16 protein-coding genes, 1 tRNA gene and 1 pseudogene are annotated in these 20796 nt (G+C 52.7%); 7 read left to right on the top strand and 11 right to left on the bottom strand.

Translation table 11 applies throughout. From position 1 onward, the window contains the following. Positions 1–34 precede the first annotated feature (34 nt). The 3 genes from ACMYSP_RS10640 to ACMYSP_RS10630 are packed head-to-tail and all read right to left on the bottom strand — an operon-like array spanning position 35 to position 3728. Positions 35–2521, bottom strand: a complete 2487-nt coding sequence (locus ACMYSP_RS10640; protein WP_434586715.1) for a fimbria/pilus outer membrane usher protein — start codon at positions 2519–2521, stop codon at positions 35–37. 40 nt (positions 2522–2561) lie between these two features. Then, positions 2562–3158: a fimbrial protein gene (locus ACMYSP_RS10635; protein WP_434586714.1), complete on the bottom strand. Its 597-nt coding sequence runs from the start codon at positions 3156–3158 to the stop codon at positions 2562–2564. 21 nt (positions 3159–3179) lie between these two features. Then, a complete protein-coding gene (locus ACMYSP_RS10630; protein WP_434586713.1) occupies positions 3180–3728 on the bottom strand; it encodes a fimbrial protein in 549 nt (182 codons plus the stop codon). A gap of 586 nt (positions 3729–4314) precedes the next feature. On the opposite strand from ACMYSP_RS10630, the gene ACMYSP_RS10625 reads away from it, so the two are divergent. Both ACMYSP_RS10625 and ACMYSP_RS10620 read left to right on the top strand, forming a co-directional pair. After that, positions 4315–5175: a winged helix-turn-helix domain-containing protein gene (locus tag ACMYSP_RS10625; protein WP_434586711.1), complete on the top strand. Its 861-nt coding sequence runs from the start codon at positions 4315–4317 to the stop codon at positions 5173–5175. Further along, positions 5165–5683 carry a hypothetical protein gene (locus ACMYSP_RS10620; protein ID WP_434586710.1) on the top strand — a complete coding sequence of 173 codons (519 nt, stop codon included), beginning with the start codon at positions 5165–5167 and terminating at the stop codon, positions 5681–5683. Before ACMYSP_RS10625 ends, ACMYSP_RS10620 begins: the two co-directional genes overlap by 11 nt. A gap of 1380 nt (positions 5684–7063) precedes the next feature. On the opposite strand, the gene ACMYSP_RS10615 is transcribed toward ACMYSP_RS10620, so the two are convergent. From ACMYSP_RS10615 to aspA, 7 genes are all read right to left on the bottom strand, one after another. Next, positions 7064–7139, bottom strand: a tRNA-Phe gene (locus ACMYSP_RS10615). A gap of 115 nt (positions 7140–7254) precedes the next feature. Next, positions 7255–9342, bottom strand: coding sequence for a DUF1176 domain-containing protein (locus ACMYSP_RS10610; protein ID WP_434586709.1), 2088 nt, complete (start codon positions 9340–9342; stop codon positions 7255–7257). A 151-nt stretch (positions 9343–9493) separates the two neighbouring features. Further along, positions 9494–10069 carry a transcriptional regulator gene (locus tag ACMYSP_RS10605; RefSeq protein ID WP_434587061.1) on the bottom strand — a complete coding sequence of 192 codons (576 nt, stop codon included), beginning with the start codon at positions 10067–10069 and terminating at the stop codon, positions 9494–9496. 35 nt (positions 10070–10104) lie between these two features. After that, on the bottom strand, positions 10105–11916 hold the full coding sequence (locus ACMYSP_RS10600; protein ID WP_434586708.1) for a protein-disulfide reductase DsbD: 1812 nt from the start codon (positions 11914–11916) through the stop codon (positions 10105–10107). Next, on the bottom strand, positions 11892–12215 hold the full coding sequence (gene cutA, locus ACMYSP_RS10595; RefSeq protein WP_123757819.1) for a divalent cation tolerance protein CutA: 324 nt from the start codon (positions 12213–12215) through the stop codon (positions 11892–11894). The genes ACMYSP_RS10600 and cutA overlap by 25 nt, the downstream gene beginning before the upstream one ends. Positions 12216–12307: 92 nt before the next feature. Then, complete coding sequence (locus tag ACMYSP_RS10590) at positions 12308–13609, bottom strand: anaerobic C4-dicarboxylate transporter (RefSeq protein WP_154145074.1); 1302 nt, start codon at positions 13607–13609, stop codon at positions 12308–12310. Between the two features lie 117 nt (positions 13610–13726). Continuing rightward, on the bottom strand, positions 13727–15163 hold the full coding sequence (aspA, locus tag ACMYSP_RS10585) for an aspartate ammonia-lyase (protein ID WP_123757821.1): 1437 nt from the start codon (positions 15161–15163) through the stop codon (positions 13727–13729). A gap of 337 nt (positions 15164–15500) precedes the next feature. Between aspA and ACMYSP_RS10580 the strand changes: the two genes are divergently transcribed. After that, the gene (locus ACMYSP_RS10580; protein WP_434586706.1) at positions 15501–15971 is read left to right on the top strand and encodes an FxsA family protein; all 471 of its coding nucleotides are present in this window, start codon (positions 15501–15503) and stop codon (positions 15969–15971) included. Positions 15972–16046: 75 nt separating this feature from the next. Here ACMYSP_RS10580 and yjeH read toward each other — a convergent pair whose 3' ends face one another. After that, complete coding sequence (gene yjeH, locus ACMYSP_RS10575; RefSeq protein ID WP_434586704.1) at positions 16047–17318, bottom strand: L-methionine/branched-chain amino acid transporter; 1272 nt, start codon at positions 17316–17318, stop codon at positions 16047–16049. Positions 17319–17536: 218 nt separating this feature from the next. Here yjeH and ACMYSP_RS10570 point away from each other — a divergent pair, with 218 nt between their 5' ends. From ACMYSP_RS10570 to ACMYSP_RS10555, 4 genes and pseudogenes are all read left to right on the top strand, one after another. Then, entirely contained in the window at positions 17537–17830 is a 294-nt protein-coding gene (locus tag ACMYSP_RS10570; RefSeq protein ID WP_003855929.1) for a co-chaperone GroES, read from the top strand. Between the two features lie 39 nt (positions 17831–17869). After that, positions 17870–19516: a chaperonin GroEL gene (gene groL / locus ACMYSP_RS10565; RefSeq protein ID WP_434586703.1), complete on the top strand. Its 1647-nt coding sequence runs from the start codon at positions 17870–17872 to the stop codon at positions 19514–19516. Between the two features lie 133 nt (positions 19517–19649). Next, positions 19650–20003 carry a DUF4156 domain-containing protein gene (locus tag ACMYSP_RS10560; protein WP_004856962.1) on the top strand — a complete coding sequence of 118 codons (354 nt, stop codon included), beginning with the start codon at positions 19650–19652 and terminating at the stop codon, positions 20001–20003. 54 nt (positions 20004–20057) lie between these two features. Beyond that, positions 20058–20179 (top strand): annotated as a pseudogene (locus ACMYSP_RS10555) (IS630 family transposase); the annotation flags it as partial. Positions 20180–20796: the final 617 nt, after the last annotated feature.

The following is a 20796-nucleotide window of genomic DNA, read 5'->3' as shown; positions in this document are numbered from 1 at the left end:
ACAGATAAATAAGATTGTTTTTTCATCACGCTATTCATTTTGCTGGTTGAGAGAATTGGCAAGGCAGTAAGACATTGCCCTGCGGGTTGATTTGTCGGGGAACCTGCAGGTGACACTGCGTCCGGCCGCCCCATACAACGGAGAGTGTTTCATCCGGTTTAACGCCAGCGATCCAGCTTTCACCGTTGTCCATGACCATGGCGACGCTGACGCCGTTGGCATTAAACACTTCTGCGCCAAAAGGAGGGGGCGAACCGTCGGCAAGGCGCAGCATGGCCATCATCTTTTCCCCTTGCGCCACGGCAAAGCGTTGGTAGCCGATGGCTCCTTCCGTTAGCGTGCTGGTGACAATCGCTTTGGTGGCGGCGATATCTTCATCCATGGCATCGACGTCAATGCGGGTATCGAAGCTGTTGTAGCTGACGATGTCTGGCACGACCGCAATCCCATAGCGGTTTGAGTGTGCCTGTTCGCCATTGAGCGGGACGTTGGCGACCCCATCGGTATCGACCATCACACGTGCGGTATTCATCGAGGCCTGGCTGATGTGCAGAGCGGCACCGTGCCGCGTGGCGGTAAAACCACCGCGGACGGTTCCCCCGACGGAAAGGTAGCGATCCTGTTGCCAGCTGACGTTGGACTCCAGTTCCGCCATCATACTGCGGTGCTGATAGTAGCCATCAAAGGCCGTTCGCCCCTCATCTGACAGACCTGCACGTATGCGCCATGGGTTATTACGATCGCGGTTATCCGCATAGGAAACCATCTGGCTGGTCCGGTTGCCGCTGTTTTGTAGTTGATACTCTGTCGAGCGCCCGTCTCGCCACGGGATGGACAGGGACAGAGAAAGACTGTCATCGCGCTTTCCCTGGTATTCAGAACGATACGCCGCAAGGTTAGCACTGACCCCTTCCACTCCGGCGAGCGAGAAGGTATGCCCGACGGACAGGCCATAGCGGTCTTGCGAGCGCCGATCCCAGTAGTTCTGGTGGGAATAGGTCAGATATAGCGTGGTAGCAAGGCGCGGGTCGTCGGCAAAAAAAGTTTTATTCCCGGTAAGGGTATACATCTCTTTTTCACGCCCGGAGCTGTCGTTGTTCTCATACTGCTCATCGAGGAACTGCGAGAAAGAGCGGAAATTTCGCTGGGAAAAACGATATCCGGCAAAGGTAATGGCGCTGTTGTACTCGTCAAAGGTCTTGGCGTAGCTGAGCTTGAAGGACAATCCTTTTTGCTGGTTTTGATCTTTTACCCGGCTTATCGACTGGGTGACATCCGCCGAGAGTGCGCCAAGCAGGCTCAGGTCACGCCCTATCCCCAGAGACCAGGCGTTGTAGCGATTACCGGTTAACAGCGCGCCGCCATACAGAGACCAGGCGTTGCTGACCCCCCATGAGAAGTCACCGCTGTAAAAAGTAGGCCCCTGAAGGTCGTGATTGTAGCGGGAAGGTTTCCCGACCGAGGTGTTGTAACGTACATAGCCCGGGCGCGTCAGGTAGGGGATATCCGCGGTATTGACCTGAAAGGTCTGTACTGTCCCATCCTGTTCTTCCACCCGGACATCCAGAGTACCGCGGACTGAGCTACGTAAGTCTTCGATATTGAAGGGCCCGGCAGGGACGGTGGTTTGATAAATCACGCGTTGTTGCTGGCTTACCGTCACTTTGGCATTACTTCTGGCAATACCGTGCACCTGCGGAGCATAGCCCTGCAAATTCGGCGGCAGCATACGCTCATCGCTGGCAAGGTTAGCTCCAGTAAAGCGAATGGAGTCAAAGAGCTGTGAGTTCAGATAGATTTCGCCAAGCATGAGCTTTGCCGCCAGCATGGGCAGTGGACGATAGGCGTAAAACTGATCCCAGTCGAAGCGTGTGCCTTGCGTATCGGAGGTGTAATTAGCTTGATACTGGCTACGAAAACGCCAGGCACCGATGTTAAATCCCGTCTGACCATAACCGGACAGGGACTGGTAGCTGCCGCTATCCTGCTGATAGCGGGTTGCCTGCCCAGACAGGTTGTAGTCAAAAATGAGCCCGGTGATACCGTTGTCCCAACGCTCTGGCGGCGTCCAGTTTGGGTCGCTGTATTTCATCCACGCCTGGGGAATGGTGATATCCAGGACTCCGGCGCTATTGTTCAGCACAATACCGGGTAAGTGCGAGATGTCGAGGCAGCGTTCAGAACGCGCCTGGATGTATGTCAGCGCCTCTTCCTTTAGCGCTAACAGGCCGAGTTGTTCTGCGGTGAGGCAGGCCAGTGTTTTATGCGGGTGGTCGACATCGGTAATGTAGTGGATCTGCTGCTGAGCGATCTCCTGGCCGTTGATGTGCACATCCAGTAAATAATCACCCGGAGCGACATAATTACCTTCTGAAAAACGCTGTAAATCAACATTTTGTCGGTCGCTGGCATCCAGTACGGCAGTATTGAACTCTACGGCATCGTCAGCGGTGGCTGGAGAAGAACAGGCCAGAGTAATAAAAAGTGCCAGAAGCGTTTTGGATGTATTCAGACTAGTCATCTTTTGTACTCACTTTCAGGACCTTTATTACCAGAACTGCTTAGAGATAATTCACAACAAAATGCATGTTGGCGTTGAATTCACCGGAGCTGATATGTCCATCCTCGGAAATTAAATGCGCGGTAAATCTGAGCGTATTTTTCCCTGGGTTGAGCGTATAATCTGGCGAGGGAACTCCAGGTTGAATGGGGTTGCCATATTTATCAAATATCATGATTGATAAATATCCAGCATCAGTTTCGACACTTAAATGATCTTTGCTCTGGCGTTCTGAGACGCTATAAAAAGTAATGCTGGCACTATGAAATATACTTCCAGGATGTTGTGAATCACCTAATGAACATCCCAGTAAGTGAATGCTAAAATCATGCGCTGAAATATTTTTAGGTGAACCGCTAATATCTCTTGCTGAAATATTATTGAATTCCACTGTGAGATCCTGGTCATGATGATCAAGATAACAAGCGGCTTCGACTATTGTTCCCTGCAAATGCATTTTCCCCGGCGTGTTGGCGATGTTGCCGGTATTCGCCAGAGTCCATGCCGATGGAAGGAGAATAAAAAGCAAGAGCATTCGCCATCCAGGCATCACCGCACTCCCTTTATCGCATTGATAAAACGTTCTGAGCAGGTGCACTGAGGCACCTGCCCGATATCGTTACTGGTAATCGATCTGGAAGTTCACGGTGGACTCAAAGTCACCCGGGGTTACGGTATCGGAGGCGTTATTTGCCTGCAAATAAGCAACGAAGTCGATATCGGTTTCGCCATCAGTAATATTGACCTGGGATGCTGCTTCGCCCCATTTCACGTCCTGGTTACCGCTGTCAATCATGCCAATACCTGCGCCATGAGCAGTACCGGAGGTGAAGGCGGCGAGGGCGGCATTGTCAGGGTCGATGGTTGCCGGGGTATAAGTCACGGTTGCCGTTTTAGCGACGGTAGTATCGCAACCCTGCAGCATAATTTTTGCATGCTTAGTTCCGGCACGTTGATTGTCTTTTAATTGCGATGTCGGGATTTCACCAAAATTAACCTGTACCGGGCTGGATTCGGGAGCCAGACCGCATGCAGAGTTGACCAGAGTGCCGCTAAACTGAATTTTACCATTGGTCGGGTCAACATTTTTTGCCGCGAAAGCAGAGGTTGCAGTCATTGTCATACCGGCCATCAGCGCACAGGCGACAGCTACATTTTTCATATTCATGTTCATTCTAACCTTGTTTCTGTTTTGGGTTATTACAACGATGCTTCTCCAAAAGATATTTCTTCGCCAGAAATACCTTTTTAGCGAATGGTCACGTCAGTTTCTTTACACCTTCTGGCGAAGGTGGTGTGTTTGTCAGCCGGTAAATAATTAAAGTGCCATTATCATGAGCTGCCATGTGCATCGTTTCGGTGACCTATATTAAGTCGCTAAGAAAATGAGGCAATGCAAAGTTAGGGGTTGAATCAAACTCAGGGGAACCTGTTGTGGCAACGTTGTTGTGATGCGTTTTTATGCGATGTCAGCTTATTTTATATGCTTTCATTGGTGTTATGTCCTGTATTTATGTGTTTTTATGGTTTTTTTATCTGTCATTGTGATTTTTATTTATCAGCACATCCTCATCTTCAGGTATTTATAAATTCTTTGTAAATAAAAATAGTGAGATCAAAGTGTAGGGGTGACAATAAGATAGCCACTTTTTGCATGCAGAGTATTCAGTCATGAGTCTGGCGTTAATTAAATGTTATTAAGTAGATAATAAAGCGATCTTTGGCAAACACAAAAATTATAAATGAATTGTGATATGCTTACGCCTCAATCATTTATTCAGGGAGATTCCTGTATCAAGGAGACATCATTGGTTTCTCATATCCCAATATGCAAGATTAAATCTGTGATAATTGACGGCGGGATTGTGTTCAGGCCGCAAAAGAATTCGTTAAAAGACGTTGGGTCCGGGAAGACAGGCACGCTCAATAATGTCGCATCACAATTACTACTTTATTTGTTGCAAAACGGTAGTGAAGTGTCCACACGCGATGAAGTACTGCTGAATGTTTTTCAACGTAATGGTGCCAGGGCCACGGATGCGAATCTGAATCAGCATATCTCTTTTATACGTAAAGTGATTACCGCTATTGGCCATCCGGCTGAGGTGATTGTGACGGTGCCTAGAATAGGATTCAAAATCGGCGAGTTTGGTATTAATTTTCAGTTGCTGGAAGCTCCTGAAAACGATGAGGGACTCGCTGTTGGTGCCGGTAACGTAAAAGAGCACAGAAGGAAAGTAAGCCGCTGGGCGATCGGACTGACGGGATTAATTACCAGCATTGCGGTGCTGGCAACATATTGGTGGACCTGGATACCCAATAACATTCCTATGATTGACGTTTCTGTCCTGAGGACCATCGAGTGGCAACAATGCCAGATTCATATTCTCGGGAATGCCAGTACCGACAATATTACGGATAAAAGTGCTCAGGATATTTTTGAGGATACCGGGATTGCACCGGACTGTTCTGTGAAAAAGGACCTGTATCTCAATGCCTGGGCCAGTAATCATGACCTGATAAACTGGAAATTTGCTGCCGAGTGTGGGCGCAACAATGGCTATTACTATTGCCATAGTCAGTATCATCATCGCGAGGAGTGGTATGAAGACTGAGAGGGATCTGTCGCCATTGTTTTGGTCACTGGTGATCATCATTATTGGAGGGGCGGTGATAGCATTTTTACTGGTAAGCCGTGATGCCAAAAAAAATGAAATTAGCTTTTCCTGTTCATCTGAATTCAGCTCATCCCTTGATATACATAAATCAAAGATGGATCTTGAGGGGATTTTGTTGATTACCAGCTATCACTCCGGTGATTTTTCCTTGTCTGTACAGGGAGCGCTTAAAGCTGAAGGCGGCCAGTATGTTGTTAACCGTAAGCTTTTCTTTCGCTATTCCCGGCCACTGGGGCACGCGGCGGGAGTATATAACATCAATCCATCAGGTCGTGAAAAGTCGCCGGATGATAATGCGCCAGATGCTATCGATTATCTTTTCTTTGATGCCTATGAGCGTGCGGATAAGCTGTATATGGTCAAACGCATTGATAGCGAAACGGTGATCATTGGTGACCAGTTTTCACCACGCTACGCTTGTGTGATGAACCATTTTACGCACTAGGGCTCACGTCATATTTTCTGGCATAAGGACGACCCTGTAAGGGGCTATAGGGGGGATGGTGTGCTCTCCTCCCTGAGTTACTTTTGCTAAAGTCCGGGAGTCTGGCCGTCGGGTTGGCCCGGAAGGGAAAGGGGGAAGGGGTCAGCGGTTTAGCGCGAATATCTGCACTAAAAATTCCCGTATCAGTCTTGCCGTGGGTGCATCAAACCAAAGGTCAGTGAGCCGGAATTATTACGTGTGATACAGGGACGAATTGCCTAATAAACACTGTGTTAAAACACAGTATTGACAGTGGGTTAATAACGAGTAGATTGACCTTATGGCCGGTAAGGAATTAATTTAGTTAGAGTGTTATAACCGGTATGATTTATCAGGTAAAACTTACCTGATAAAGTAAGTCAGATGCGATAAAGGCCACGAAGTAATTGTTGTTTGGGCTCTTCAGCATTGAGCAGAAAGTTTATGCCATGTGTGAAGAGGTTTTAAGGCCACGTAGTAAAGCTCTACAATCGCATAATGTGGACGATGGCGCGATGATGTAAGGCCTTGTTGTTGAAAGTTATTTCGCGGTTCGATTGGTAGCTGTTATGGCAACCAAAAGATAGCGAAGATAGTAAGGCAACGCATCAAAGAGTATATATCGCGCGGGCGATGTACTTAATTGAGAAACGTCGTAAGGATAATTCTCAATGAAATAAACAGGATAGAAATTTGTCTACTAGGATTTCAGGAGGATAGCAGCATCTGAAGTACCGATATATCCTGTGAAAACATGTACATCTTTAGCAGTAGTATTAAATAATTAAGTTGATTAATGTTAGATATTAATTTGAAAGTATCATAAAAGCCCCGGTGTTTTATTGCTGGGGCTTTTTCATTTTGCGGCGAGTGGTGCCAGGACCCGGACTAACGCCGCAGGCGTTTGAACAGCGCGCTTGTCGCGCTGGCCCCGAAGGGGTGAGCGGCCTGCCGCGAATAATCGAACGGAGTTCGATGAAGAGTCCGCATCGCAGAAAGCAAAAAAACCGCCATAGGCGGATTCTTCTAAATAGTGGTGCCCGGACTCGGACTAACGCCGAAGGCGTTTGAACAGCGCGCCTGTCGCGCTGGCCCCGAAGGGGTGAGCGGCCTGCCGCGAATAATCGAACGGAGTTCGATGGAGAGTCCGTATCGCAGAAAGCAAAAAACCAGCCCTTAGGCTGGTTTCTTTAAATTAGTGGTGCCCGGACTCGGACTAACGCCGAAGGCGTTTGAACAGCGCGCCTGTCGCGCTGGCCCCGAAGGGGTGAGCGGCCTGCCGCGAATAATCGAACGGAGTTCGATGGAGAGTCCGCATCGCAGAAAGCAAAAAACCCGCCATAGGCGGGTTCTTCTAAATAGTGGTGCCCGGACTCGGAATCGAACCAAGGACACGGGGATTTTCAATCCCCTGCTCTACCGACTGAGCTATCCGGGCAACGGGGCGCATTAAACCGTAATCCACTCTGTGCGTCAACCAAATTTCTTGATTTTCCTGCTGATTGCTTAACTTTGCGGCAGTTACGTCGCAAAAGGGGCATTTTGGCGGCTTATCACATCATTCCGTTGTCGCCTTCACGGGGCTTCCAGCCGCTGATGGCTGAGATCACATGGCGCACGCCGGAAATGGTGTAGCCGCCGATGACGTCTTCATCTTCGCGGGGGGAGCTGATCATGATCTCGGCATCGACGCCGTGACGATAGGTACCGTGATGGCTAATCACCGTACCGATAAAGCATTTTCCGGCGATCCAGACGGGAATATAGGCCACCGTTTCATAGACATAGTAAGAGGCCACGCCGCTGTAGTAATTATCTGCTTCATCAGATGAGGTGCCGGGGGGGATCGGGCAGATTGGCTCATCCTCAGCTTTGCCTTTTTTATCTTTCAGCAGATTGCTTTGCATCAGATCCAGCGACTTGAGCAGGTCTGCCTGGTCCTGGGCATTCAGGGGCGGGGAGAGCGGCTGACCCTGTTCCGGCGAGCTCAGGGTTTTCAGCGCGTAACGATAGCGAATCGTCACCGCCGGCGTTCTGTCGGTCGGGCTGAAGGGGCGCAGCAGATAAAGATTGTCCTCGCCAAACTGGCCGTTGTACCACAACGCGTACACCTGGCCGTTGATTCTGACCCATTGGTTCCACTGATTGGCGCCGCGCCCGTTGAGTGAAAACAGCGCCCCGGGCACTCCGGCGTCAAAATCATCGTCGTCGTCGCTATCGCCTCTATCGACGCTATCAAACGTGCTGTCACCACGTCTCAGTACCCCGGTATAGCTGAACAGCCCGGTGCCGCCGATGTAGCTGTCGATAATTAAATCGCGCTTGCCGTCGTTATCCAGATCGACAAGCGTAAAGCTGACCTTGCCGTTTTCTGAGTCGGCATCGATATCGGAGTGGAGGAACGCCTGCCATTCATCGTCGCTGATATCTACAGCGGGTTTGTTGGTCGACACCAGGGAGTCATCCGCGTAGGTCAGCGTGAAGTTGGTGATATGCCCGGTCAGGGGGAACTGCTCGGCCACCTTTTTTAATGCCAGCTCAGGGTTGGCCTTCTGCTCTTTCAACACCGCGTTATACAGCGCCTTCAGCGCAATGTTATCGGCCTCTTTCTGTTGTTTTGGCCGAACCTGGCTGACGAAGGTTGGCAACATCCAGGTGCCACCGGGCGTGATTTCCCGGCACATGCCGGTGCTGTATTTCAGACTCTGAACAAAGGCGGTACCGTCCCAGACCCGCTCTTCGCCGCTGACGCAGTCGGCGATGCCGCGGCCTTTATTGAAGAAGGTGATCACCCCGTCGGCGTAGCTGGAGGCGTCGGTGGTAATGGCGACTGGCGGGGTACGCAGGGCGTTATCCACCACCCACATCGCGTAGCCGTCGTTATAGGCTGCACGCCAGCACAGTGCCTGAATGAGCGAATGGCTTTTATCCAGCGGCGTAGATGTTATCTGGCGCTCCTGCGCTGGAATTGCGTTGTTCTGCCAGTCGTCACAGCGGCTGTTCAGCTGCGGGACGAGCGCTGGCAACAGCTTCTGGCGCTGTTTTGCCGTCAACGGTTCGGCTGATGCGTTGTGTAGCGTTGGGGCGGCGATAATTTCCGGAGCAGGAAGGGCGTTAAGCGTGCCGCTATCGTCGGCATCGCCTTTGCGGACTAGCTCATCAGCGGTCCCCAGGCGTTGCTGAAACTCATCAATCTTCAGGAATACTGCGCTGCTGCCAGCGCTGGAGAGCGGCTTACGCTGGCCATTGAGAGAGATTTCGATCTGACGGCTGTGCTCCAGCGCCTCAATCAGCGCGGTGGTCTGGGTACTATCGAAACGGAAGTGGCTGTCGTCTTTCGCCTCCAGGGTACCGCGATCCTGATTGTCGATCAGCAGGCTTACCGTGGCATCGGAGGGAATATCATTATCGGTCTGGGCGAAGGTCACCTGGGCGTTTACGCGCTGCCCGGCGCCGGCGTCACGGGTCAGCAGGACGCTAATTTCACCGATGTTGACGCCATAACCCGCAGCCCGGCAGGTGCCGGTGTTATCGCAGGCGACTTCCCAGTCTTTATAGGCGAAAGAAAACCCTTGAAGTGGTGCTGCCTGGAGCAATGACGGACACAGCCCGATGATGGCAGCCCAAAGGAGACGTCGCATTTCAATCCCGGTAGACAGAGTGATGTAAGGGGATTATACGCTGCAGATATCAAGTTGCATCTGTGTTAGTCGGCCGTTCATTCCTCGTTTACTCACCAACGGGCGTCGCCTTGAGATGCAGGGGCGCGAAACAACGAACTGCCGACCACTATCAGGTTAATGCACCGCCGCTCCGGCATTGGGCAAAGCGCAGAATATCTTCTGCCAGTCGCTGAGCGGTATCGACATCTTCCTGGCTACGTTTGACCAGCATACGGCTCAGGCAGCCTTCGACGATCAGCTCCATCTGTTTGGCGACCATCGCCGGATCGTCCACTTCCAGCAGAGTCAGCAGCTCGTGAGTATAGGCCAGCGAGGCCTGCTTTTGCTGTTCCGCCAGTTGATGGACAGGATGTTGTGCATCCGGGAAAAAGGTGCAGGCGGCGATAAACAAGCAGCCGGGATAGCGATGGTTGCTCACGCATTTGGTCAATGCGCCGTAGCGAGCCAGCAGCTTTTGTTCTGGCGTAAGCGAATCGTCGAGCAACAGCTGCCGACGCCAGACGTCAACCTGATGGCTGAGATAGCGTAGTGCATCGTACAGCAGTGCTTCGCTATCGGGCCAAAAACGTTTGAGGTCATCGAGCGGGTAAGAGACGCGTTCGGCGACCATTTCCAGCGTGGTGTTGGCAATACCTTCGATTTCGAGAATTTGTATAGCTTCACCCAGGACATCTTCACGTTGCACGGTCTTCTCCTCCATTTTTCCTCCTAAAGTGTCGTTCACGGTTGCCAATCACGCAAATGGGCGCTGAATGCGGCTGCATCCATAAACCCGGTCACACGTTGCGCGGGCTGTTCTTCTCCCCGTGTATTAAAGAACAGAATCGTGGGCAGGCCGAGCACCTGCAGGTGCTTCAGCAATGCCACATCGTCGGCGCTGTTCTTCGTCACATCGATCTGCAGCAGAACGGTCCCTTTCAGGACCTGTTGTACTTCTGCGGCGCTAAAGGTGTATTTCTCGAACTCTTTGCAGGCTACGCACCAGTCGGCATACAGGTCGAGCATCACCGGCTTGCCTTTTGCTTGCGCCAGAGCCTGATCGAGTTCGGCGACGTTGCTGATGCGTGTAAAAGCGAGGTGCGCCTGTTGTTGCGCAGCGGGCGCACCAAATGCCCAGTCCTGCAGCGGGCGAGCGCTGACCAGCGCAGCGCCGAACATCATGATTTGCGCGATGCGCAGCCACGGACGGGTGGCGCCGAGCAAGGTAATAAAAGCCCAGCTAAAGAAGGCTACGCCCAGCAGCGACCACAGGCGCAGCCCCCAGGGTTCACCGACTATACGCTCCAGTAAAAAGACCGGCAGCGCCAGGATCACAAAACCAAATGCGCTCTTCACGTGGCCCATCCACGGCCCGCTCTTCGGCAACAGACGGTTGCCAAAAACGGTCACGAGGATCAGCGGCAGCCCCATGCCCAGCGCATAGAGATACAGCGTGCCGCCACCGAGCCACAGATTACCGCTCTGGGCAATATACAGCAGGATGGCGCTGAGCGGTGCGGTGGTGCAGGGTGAGCAGATCAGCCCGGCAATGGCCCCCATTGCAAAGACACCGCCGGGGGAACCGCCCTGGCGTTTATTACTCATCAGCGTCAGGTGGGTCTGCACGGCTGAGGGGAGTTGCAGGGTAAACAGCCCAAACATCGACAGCGCCAGCAGGATAAAGACCACCGAGAGGCCAATCAGCACATAGGGGTGCTGCAGCGCCGCCTGGAACTGTAAACCGGCAGCGGCAACCACCAGGCCCAGCGCGGTGTAGGTCAGCGCCATCCCCTGGACGTAGATAAACGCCAGCAGCAACGCCCGGGCGGTGGACAGCCGCTGTTTACCGCCGAGCACTATGCCGGAGATCAGCGGATACATCGGCAAGACGCACGGCGTGAAGGCGATGCCGATGCCGATCAGCAGCGCCCAAAGGGCAGAGAAGGGCAGGCTGGCCGGATCATCGCCGGCATCGCGCGTCTCCTGTGTCGGCTTCGGCTGGGCCGGTGGCGCGGTTTTGGCGACCAGCTCCGGGCGTTTCTCTACCGGCAGAGGCGGATTAAATTTCGGCTGCCTGACGGCAGGATGCGCTGCCGGAGCCGGCGTTGATTCATTGCCGGAGATCGCCAGCACTGCGCGAAGCGGGACGATTTTGGTCTCAGGTGGGTAGCAAAAACCGGCGTCGGCGCAGCCCTGGTAGGTGACGGTGAGCGTCGCGTCTTTTGCCGCCTGGCTGAAGGTCACTGGTACGCTCAGGCTCTGGCGATAGATCTCGCTCTTGCCGTAAAACTCGTCTTCATGCCAGGTGCCCGGCGGCAGCGTCGGTTCGACGAGTGTGGCCTCTGTCGCCGTCAGTTTGATCTGCTGGCGATAGAGGTAGTAACCATCCTTGATGTGCCAGGTCAGATTGACGTCGTGCTGGTTCTGCTGGAAATCAAAAGCAAAAGCCTGATCCGCAGGAACGAAATTAGAACGACCAGGGGCGTCAAATAACCCGGCGAAAGCGGATGTGCTGCAAAGCAGCAGAATCAGCGTAATGATGCGTTGAGCCATGAGAGGTAATCAGTGTCTCCGTGGGTAACGGGTAAAACCAAGAGTTCGGGCGTTTGATACGGGTGATGAGCCTTCAGGCATTCCAGTAAGGCCTGCTGGTGAGCCAGGTCGGTTTTCAGCAGCATTTGAACTTCATACTCCTGTTCCAGCTTCCCTTCCCAATAGTAGAGGGACGTTGCGCCAGGCAGGAGGGTGGCGCAGGCGGCGAGCTTTTCTGCCAGCACTTTTGCCGCCAGATCCTGGGCGGTGGCTTCATCGGGCGCGGTACAGAGAACAACAACAGCATCAGGCGTAGTCATCGTGAACCTCGTATCAGCGAAAAGAGGCACTATAGCACGCAAGGTGGAGGATTAATGAAACGGGCCAGGAACTGGCCCGAATTTAAGCAGATTTACAGCATGATGCCGCCGAAGATGAATCCCAGAATGACGCACAGGGTAATGGCAATCACCCCAGGGATCAGGAACGCGTGGTTAAAGACATATTTGCCGATGCGCGTTGAACCGGTATCGTCCATCTCAACCGCCGCCAGCAGCGTTGGATAGGTTGGCAGGACGAACAGCGCGGAGACGGCGGCAAACGAGGCGATAGCGGTCAGCGGGGTGACGCCGAGCAGCAGTGCCGCCGGCATCAACGCTTTGGTGGTGGCGGCCTGGGAGTACAGCAGGGTTGCCGCAAAGAACAGCACCACCGCCAGCAACCACGGATAGTTGTGCAGCAGATCGCCGGCCACGGCCTGGATATCGGTGATATGCGCTTTGACGAAGGTATCGCCGAGCCAGGCGACGCCCAGGACGCAAACACAGGCGCTCATCCCGGATTTAAAGGTGCTGGCGTTGAGCACTTCGCCGGTATCGATTTTACAGGTGATGCTGATAAGCGTCGCAATAGTCAGCATGAACACCACGATCGCTTCGTTACGCGGCAGTACCGGGTTCTGAATCAGTCCGACGGTATCGCTGATTGCCGTGGCGTAGAACATCACCGCGACAATACCGACCAGAAACAGCAGCACGGAGCGTTTTGCATGAGGTTTCAGTTCGAACACCTGACTGCCGCGCAGTCTCACTTCACCTTTTGCCAGGCGCTCCTGATAAATCGGATCGTCTTTCAGTTCACAGCCGAGGAAGTTACAGACCACAGCGGTGAGCATGACGGCAATCAGCGTGACCGGAATACAGATCGCCAGCAGCGTCAGGTAGCTGACGCCAAGCGGCTCGAGGATCCCGGCAAAAAAGACCACCGCGGCGGAAATCGGCGAGGCGGTAATCGCAATCTGTGAGGCGACAACGGCGATAGACAGCGGGCGGGACGGGCGAATACCTTGCTCTTTCGCCACTTCGGTAATCACCGGCAGGGTCGAGAATGCGGTATGTCCGGTTCCCGCCAGAACGGTCATAAACCAGGTGACCAGTGGCGCAAGGAAGGTGATGTATTTGGGATGGCGTCGGAGCATGCGCTCGGCCAGGCTGACCAGATAGTCCATGCCGCCGGCCACCTGCATCGCAGCAATCGCGGCGATAACCGCCATGATGATTTCAATGACGTCGAAAGGGATCGCGCCGGGTTTAATTTGAAAGATGAGCGTCAGGACGAGCACGCCCAGACCACCGGCAAAGCCAATGCCGATGCCGCCGAGCCTGGCTCCCAAATAGATAGCCAGCAGGACAACCACGAGTTCTGCTCCAAACATATGCGCCTTCCTTGTTTTTTAACAAGTTGATATTGAATTGTTGTGATTTGGTAAACCTAAGAATGCAAAAAAGGCATGTCATTGCTGACATGCCTTTTGGTAGTTTAACCCGAAAGCTTACTGTTCGCTTTCATCGGTATATCGCTTAGCTTTATAGGCCGGATGCATCAGGTTCTGGGCAGAGAAAATGTCGTCCAGCTCCGCTTCGGTGAGCAACCCGCGCTCCAGCACGACTTCGCGTACGCTCTTGCCCGTTTCGGCGCAAATCTTGCCGACGATATCGCCATTGTGGTGGCCGATAAACGGGTTGAGGTAGGTGACAATCCCAATCGAGTTATAGACATAGCCTTCACACACTGCTTTGTTGGCGGTAATGCCGTTGATGCATTTTTCCAGCAGGTTGTAGCAGGCGTTAGTCAGGATATGGATAGACTCGAACATGGCCTGGCCAATCACCGGCTCCATGACGTTCAGCTGCAGCTGACCGGCTTCGGAGGCCATAGTGACCGTGGTGTCGTTGCCGATAACCTTAAAGCAGACCTGGTTAACCACTTCTGGTACCACCGGGTTAACTTTGGCCGGCATGATAGATGAACCCGCCTGCAGCTCTGGCAGGTTGATTTCGTTCAGGCCAGCGCGCGGACCGGAAGAGAGCAGGCGCAGGTCGTTACAGATTTTGGACAGCTTCACCGCCAGGCGTTTCAGCGAGCTGTGGACCATCACGTAGGCCCCACAGTCTGACGTCGCTTCAATCAGGTCTTCCGCCGGAATGACCGGCAGGCCGCTGACTTCCGCCAGTTTTTGCACGGCCAACTGCTGATAGCCATCCGGAGTATTCAGACGTGTACCGATGGCGGTGGCGCCGAGGTTCACTTCCAGCAGCAGTTCAGCGGTGCGCAGAATGCATTTGGTCTCTTCATTCAGCAGAACGTTAAAGGCATGGAACTCCTGGCCGAGGGTCATCGGTACCGCGTCCTGCAGCTGGGTACGGCCCATTTTCAGGACGTCCTGGAATTCGACGGCTTTATGCTGGAAGCCTTCGCCCAGTTGGTTGATGGCGTCGGTTAATTTCAGCAGTGAGGCATAAACGGCGATACGGAAACCGGTCGGGTAGGCATCGTTGGTGGACTGGCATTTGTTAACGTGATCGTTGGGGTTCAGATACTGGTATTCACCCTTCTGATGGCCCATCAGCTCAAGGCCGATGTTGGCCAGAACCTCGTTGGTGTTCATGTTGACGGAGGTACCCGCGCCACCCTGGAACACATCAACCGGGAACTGATCCATGCATTTACCGTTATTCAGAACTTCGTCACATGCGGCAATAATGGTGTTTGCGACGCTTTTAGGAATGGTTTGCAACTCCTTGTTGGCCATCGCAGCGGCCTTTTTCACCATCACCATACCGCGCACAAACTCAGGTATATCACTGATTTTGCTATTGCTGATGTAGAAGTTTTCAATCGCTCTCAGAGTATGAACACCATAGTAGGCGTCAGCTGGAACTTCCCTGGTACCCAACAGATCTTCTTCGATACGAATGTTGTTTAACATGTGAACCTTCTTTTTCAAGCTGCCAATGAATTCACCAAATACACAGAATTTATGAGATTTAGCGTATTTTCTTGCCGAAGATTATTTCCTTAATCGGCCCGGTGCCCACGATCATATGCTGATGATAGCGAATGTCAGCAACCTTGATCACTTATTATGTATTGCAGGGTATAAGAATTATTAATATGTGAAATGAGTCACCGCTTTACCGTTCTTGAAAAAATTACCGTTTCCACAGATTGAAATGTTGTGTTTTAGCCCAATATTGGTGTGATGCGAAAAGCAAACTAATGACTGCGGGGGCCGATAATGGCCGCCGCTAATGAAGGAGACGCCGGTGCGTTGGATTCCGTTTATTGCCATTTTTTTATACGTTTACATCGAGATATCGATCTTCATCCAGGTGGCCCACGTGCTTGGCGTGCTGATGACGCTGATTCTGGTGATCTTTAGCTCGGTGGTCGGGATGTCGCTGGTGCGTAACCAGGGCTTCAAGAACTTGATGCTGATGCAGCAGAAGATGGCGGCAGGGGAAAGCCCGGCGGCCGAAATGATCAAAAGCGTCTCGCTGATCATTGCTGGTTTGTTGTTGTTGCTGCCGGGGTTCTTTACCGACTTCCTCGGTTTGTTGCTCCTGCTGCCGCCGGTGCAAAAACACCTGACTCTGAAGCTAATGCCGCATTTACGCTTTAACCGGATGCCGGGCGGTGGTTTTAGTGCCGGAACCGGTGGTGGTGAGACCTTTGACGGCGAATACCAGCGCAAAGATGAAGAGCGTGACCGCCTGGACCACAAAGACGACCGCTAAGCTATTCAGCTCGGCCGTCCATCGCCGGGCACAACAGTAGATGAGCCGGATACGCATCGCGCGGTCCGGCTTTTTTTATGGGTTTTTTATCGCAGATGGAGGCGTCCCGGCAGGTCGGTGGCGCTTCGGCAGCCACAACCAAAGGGCGGCCATCACCACCAGGGCATACAGACTTTTCCAACCGACCATCGTCAACAGCAGCAGGCATAGTCCGCTCCCGATGACCGCCAGCACCCGATAGCGTCCCTGTAGCAACCGACAGCCCGCCAGCATGCACAGCAGATAAATCATGATAAAGATGCCGTTGGCATAGACGATCAGCGCGTCGAGATTGATATCAAGCCAGTAAATACACAGCGTGCTGATGACACAGCAGCCCAGTACTGCATTAAGCGCATTGCGGGGAATACGCTGAGGCGAGAGTTGTGCGAGGTAGCTTTCGGGCTTGTACTGCGCCTGGGACCAGACCAGGCGGGCAAAGCTTTGGATATAAATATTGAGGCTGGCGAAGCAGGCGAGATAGCCGATCACGCAGGCGACCCACAGCGCCTGCACGCCAAATAAATGTACTACGATGGTCGGCAGCGACGCGGCAGCAGCCATATCGTCACCGAAGGCATGAAAATGGAGAACCAGCACGGTACAGGCCCAGTACACCGACCCGGCCAGCAGCAGGCCGATCATCAGTGCGCGGGGGAAATCGCGCTCCGGACGTTTAAATTCCGATGCCAGATGGGCAAAGGCTTCGAGACCGACAAAGCACCAGAACATCACCGACAGCGCAGAGAAAAGTTGGCTGCGGTCGATTTCCGTCGCCGCCGGAAAGGGAATGTGCGCAAGATGAATTCCACCGCGCCACCAGATGGCGGCGATCAGCGCGACGATAAGGATCGCGACCAGCGTTTGCAGGTTTGCGCTGGAGCTGGCGCCCCGGGAGCCAACCCACCAGACGATGGCCAGAGTGCCCAGCTCTGCCAACAATAACTGGCTGTCATGCCAGCCAAACAGTGCCTGACCGAAGCCGGTGGCGATATGCAGGGCGGCAGGTAGCCCCACCGGAATGACCGACAGGAACAGCCAGCCGGTGACGCGCTCCATACGGGAACCGAACGCCATATTGACGAAGTGCGCGACGCCGCCAGCGCTGGGGAAATGGCGACCCAGTACGGCGAAGACAATGGCAATCGGGAAGACCAGCAAAATCAGCGCGGGCCAGGCCCACAGGCTGTTGTCACCCGCCACCAACGCTGCCAGCGCGGGAACCGCGAAGACCCCGGTGCCAAGCAACGACGTCGAAAGCAGCCCCACTCCCTGAGCCAGACCTAATTCCTGCTTCAAACCACTCATGATGCAATCCTGTCCCCGAAAAAATCGATGGTATCACAATCGTTTTTACTTATGACGGCGGCCGTTTTTGTGCGTCAGCGCACGTGGAAAAATTTTTTTTTAACTTTGCCCCTTGAAGCGGGAAAACCTACCCCCATCTCTCAGGCACTAGCCGGAAAACCTTATATGGGCCGGTGTCACCCATAACTGATAATGACTTTCTCAAAGGAGAGCTATCAATGAGTATTCGTCCGTTACATGATCGTGTGATCGTCAAACGTAAAGAAGTTGAAACCAAATCTGCAGGCGGCATCGTTCTGACCGGTTCTGCAGCAGCCAAATCAACTCGTGGCGAAATCATCGCTGTCGGTAAGGGCCGCATCCTGGAGAACGGCACTGTGCAGCCGCTGGACGTTAAAGTTGGCGACATCGTTATTTTTAACGACGGCTACGGTGTGAAGTCGGAAAAAATCGACAATGAAGAAGTGCTGATCATGTCTGAAAGCGACATTCTGGCAATTGTTGAAGCGTAATTCGCGCGCGAAACTGAACGAATTTGAGGAATAGAAAAAATGGCAGCTAAAGACGTAAAATTCGGTAACGACGCTCGTGTAAAAATGCTGCGCGGCGTGAACGTACTGGCAGATGCAGTGAAAGTGACCCTGGGTCCGAAAGGCCGTAACGTGGTACTGGATAAATCTTTCGGTGCACCGACCATCACCAAAGACGGCGTGTCCGTTGCTCGTGAAATCGAACTGGAAGACAAGTTCGAAAACATGGGTGCGCAGATGGTTAAAGAAGTTGCCTCTAAAGCGAACGACGCTGCAGGCGACGGTACCACCACCGCAACCGTACTGGCTCAGGCGATCATTTCAGAAGGCCTGAAAGCCGTTGCTGCTGGCATGAACCCGATGGATCTGAAACGTGGTATCGACAAAGCTGTCGTTGCTGCTGTTGAAGAACTGAAAACGCTGTCCGTACCGTGCTCTGACTCTAAAGCTATTGCTCAGGTTGGTACCATCTCCGCTAACTCCGACGAAACCGTAGGTAAACTGATCGCTGAAGCGATGGATAAAGTCGGTAAAGAAGGTGTGATCACCGTTGAAGACGGTACCGGTCTGGAAGACGAACTGGACGTGGTTGAAGGTATGCAGTTCGACCGCGGCTACCTGTCCCCATACTTCATCAACAAGCCGGAAACTGGCGCTGTTGAGCTGGAAAGCCCGTTCATCCTGCTGGCTGACAAAAAAGTCTCCAACATCCGCGAAATGCTGCCAGTGCTGGAAGCCGTTGCGAAAGCAGGCAAACCGCTGGTTATCATCGCTGAAGACGTTGAAGGCGAAGCGCTGGCGACTCTGGTGGTCAACACCATGCGCGGCATCGTGAAAGTAGCAGCGGTCAAAGCACCGGGCTTCGGCGACCGTCGTAAAGCTATGCTGCAGGACATCGCAACCCTGACCGGCGGTACCGTTATCTCTGAAGAGATCGGTATGGAGCTGGAAAAAGCGACCCTGGAAGATATGGGTCAGGCTAAACGCGTTGTGATCAACAAAGACACCACCACCATCATCGATGGCGTGGGTGAAGAAGCTGCGATCCAGGGCCGTGTTGCTCAGATCCGTAAGCAGATTGAAGAAGCAACTTCAGACTACGACCGTGAAAAACTGCAGGAACGTGTTGCTAAACTGGCAGGCGGCGTTGCAGTTATCAAAGTCGGTGCAGCCACCGAAGTTGAAATGAAAGAGAAAAAAGCACGCGTTGACGATGCCCTGCACGCGACCCGTGCTGCGGTAGAAGAAGGCGTGGTTGCCGGCGGTGGTGTGGCGCTGATTCGCGTAGCATCCAAACTGAGCGACCTGCGCGGTCAGAACGAAGACCAGAACGTCGGTATCAAAGTTGCGCTGCGCGCAATGGAAGCTCCGCTGCGTCAGATCGTGCTGAACTGTGGCGAAGAGCCGTCTGTAGTCGCTAACACCGTGAAAGCGGGCGATGGCAACTACGGCTACAATGCCGCTACCGAAGAATACGGTAACATGATCGATATGGGTATCCTGGACCCAACTAAAGTGACCCGTTCTGCTCTGCAGTACGCCGCTTCTGTTGCTGGTCTGATGATCACCACCGAGTGCATGGTGACCGACCTGCCGAAAAGCGACGCAGCTGATTTAGGTGCTGCTGGCGGTATGGGCGGCATGGGTGGTATGGGCGGCATGATGTAATCGTGCGCTATACCCCTTAGAAACAAAGAAACCCCCGGGCAGAAATGCTCGGGGGTTTTTCTTTTTCTGCTCTTTTTAGTATAAGGTGTACATCCGGGCCAGCGCGTCCAGCTCATTGATCATGGGGAATAACATGCAGGTAAGATATTTAGCAGGGATTGTCGGCGCAGCACTATTGTTAGCGGGCTGTAGTTCCAGCAACGAACTGAGCTCAGGCGGACAGAGCGTTCGCTTTGTTGAAGACAAACCGGGTGCGGATTGCCAGCTGTTGGGGACCGCGACTGGCAAACAGAGCAACTGGTTGTCTGGTCAGAACGGGGATGAAGGCGGCTCCATGCGTGGCGCAGCTAATGCGCTGCGTAACCAGGCCGCGGCAATGGGTGGCAACGTGATTTATGGCGTCAGCAGCCCGACGCAGAATCTGTTGTCGAGCTTTGTGCCGACCGACAGCGAAATGAACGGTCAGGTCTATAAGTGCCCGAACTGATGTGACAGACGCCCCTTGTCGTACACAGGGGCATCTTTTCCCGCGACGAACTAGCGACGTCCGGTAGCAAAAGCTACCCATAAAACTCGCGATAATTTCATACCCGCAGACTCTCCTCCATGCTGATGCTTCATCCGGTCAGGCATGTCGCCACAACGCTTTGTTGTGCCGGCTCACCGCTTTATGGAAACCGTCAGCCCATCTCAGGCTCAGCTATGTAGTCATTCGTAGAACTAATGGCGGGTGGTGAATGGCAGCACCGTTTTTTGCGGGTTTAATGTGCGTATGTATGTCGTCAGCCATTTTGCCATATCCTGCCGGTTATGAAATATCCTTGTATATGATGTGAAGTTTCCTTCATGTTATTCATTTCGGTGTTGCTGTTTTATTATTAATCGATGATGTTAGTGAAGTTATGAATAACATTGTGAATGGGTAATGCTTCTTGCTATCAAGCTTATTTTATTGGTGGGTGATTAATAATTCTATTGGTTTTTTGTATGTATCTTATATTGGCATTATTTCCCGTATATGGGTGTTTGTCTCTGTATTCATGCTCTGTTTTGAGCTTATCCTGCTGAATTTTCTATAAAATATATTATCGATGGTAGAGCGATACTTCGCGTTTCATCTGCCATTTGTTCGTGTCCTTTATGATAAGAACATATATTGTGGTGGAATGCTGAATTTTCCGTTATCAGACCATGTTAGTACAAATACAGGTATGCATTCAGTTAGTTCACATTGAAGTTATGAATTTACTTCACGAATTTATATATTATCTTTTGCGGGT

Source organism: Klebsiella sp. R390, assembly GCF_051131745.1.
Lineage (GTDB): Bacteria > Pseudomonadota > Gammaproteobacteria > Enterobacterales > Enterobacteriaceae > Klebsiella.
This window is presented reverse-complemented; position numbering and strand designations above follow the sequence as displayed.

Bases quoted from the DNA above. Each gene is read 5' to 3' on its own strand.
- ACMYSP_RS10590 (WP_154145074.1), bottom strand. From the start codon at position 13,609: ATGTTTGGAGCAGAACTCGTGGTTGTCCTGCTGGCTATCTATTTGGGA.
- aspA (WP_123757821.1), bottom strand. From the start codon at position 15,163: ATGTTAAACAACATTCGTATCGAAGAAGATCTGTTGGGTACCAGGGAA.
- ACMYSP_RS10570 (WP_003855929.1), top strand. From the start codon at position 17,537: ATGAGTATTCGTCCGTTACATGATCGTGTGATCGTCAAACGTAAAGAA.
- groL (WP_434586703.1), top strand. From the start codon at position 17,870: ATGGCAGCTAAAGACGTAAAATTCGGTAACGACGCTCGTGTAAAAATG.
- ACMYSP_RS10610 (WP_434586709.1), bottom strand. From the start codon at position 9,342: ATGCGACGTCTCCTTTGGGCTGCCATCATCGGGCTGTGTCCGTCATTG.
- cutA (WP_123757819.1), bottom strand. From the start codon at position 12,215: ATGACTACGCCTGATGCTGTTGTTGTTCTCTGTACCGCGCCCGATGAA.
- yjeH (WP_434586704.1), bottom strand. From the start codon at position 17,318: ATGAGTGGTTTGAAGCAGGAATTAGGTCTGGCTCAGGGAGTGGGGCTG.
- ACMYSP_RS10600 (WP_434586708.1), bottom strand. From the start codon at position 11,916: ATGGCTCAACGCATCATTACGCTGATTCTGCTGCTTTGCAGCACATCC.
- ACMYSP_RS10560 (WP_004856962.1), top strand. From the start codon at position 19,650: ATGCAGGTAAGATATTTAGCAGGGATTGTCGGCGCAGCACTATTGTTA.
- ACMYSP_RS10625 (WP_434586711.1), top strand. From the start codon at position 4,315: ATGCTTACGCCTCAATCATTTATTCAGGGAGATTCCTGTATCAAGGAG.
- ACMYSP_RS10640 (WP_434586715.1), bottom strand. From the start codon at position 2,521: ATGACTAGTCTGAATACATCCAAAACGCTTCTGGCACTTTTTATTACT.
- ACMYSP_RS10620 (WP_434586710.1), top strand. From the start codon at position 5,165: ATGAAGACTGAGAGGGATCTGTCGCCATTGTTTTGGTCACTGGTGATC.
- ACMYSP_RS10630 (WP_434586713.1), bottom strand. From the start codon at position 3,728: ATGAATATGAAAAATGTAGCTGTCGCCTGTGCGCTGATGGCCGGTATG.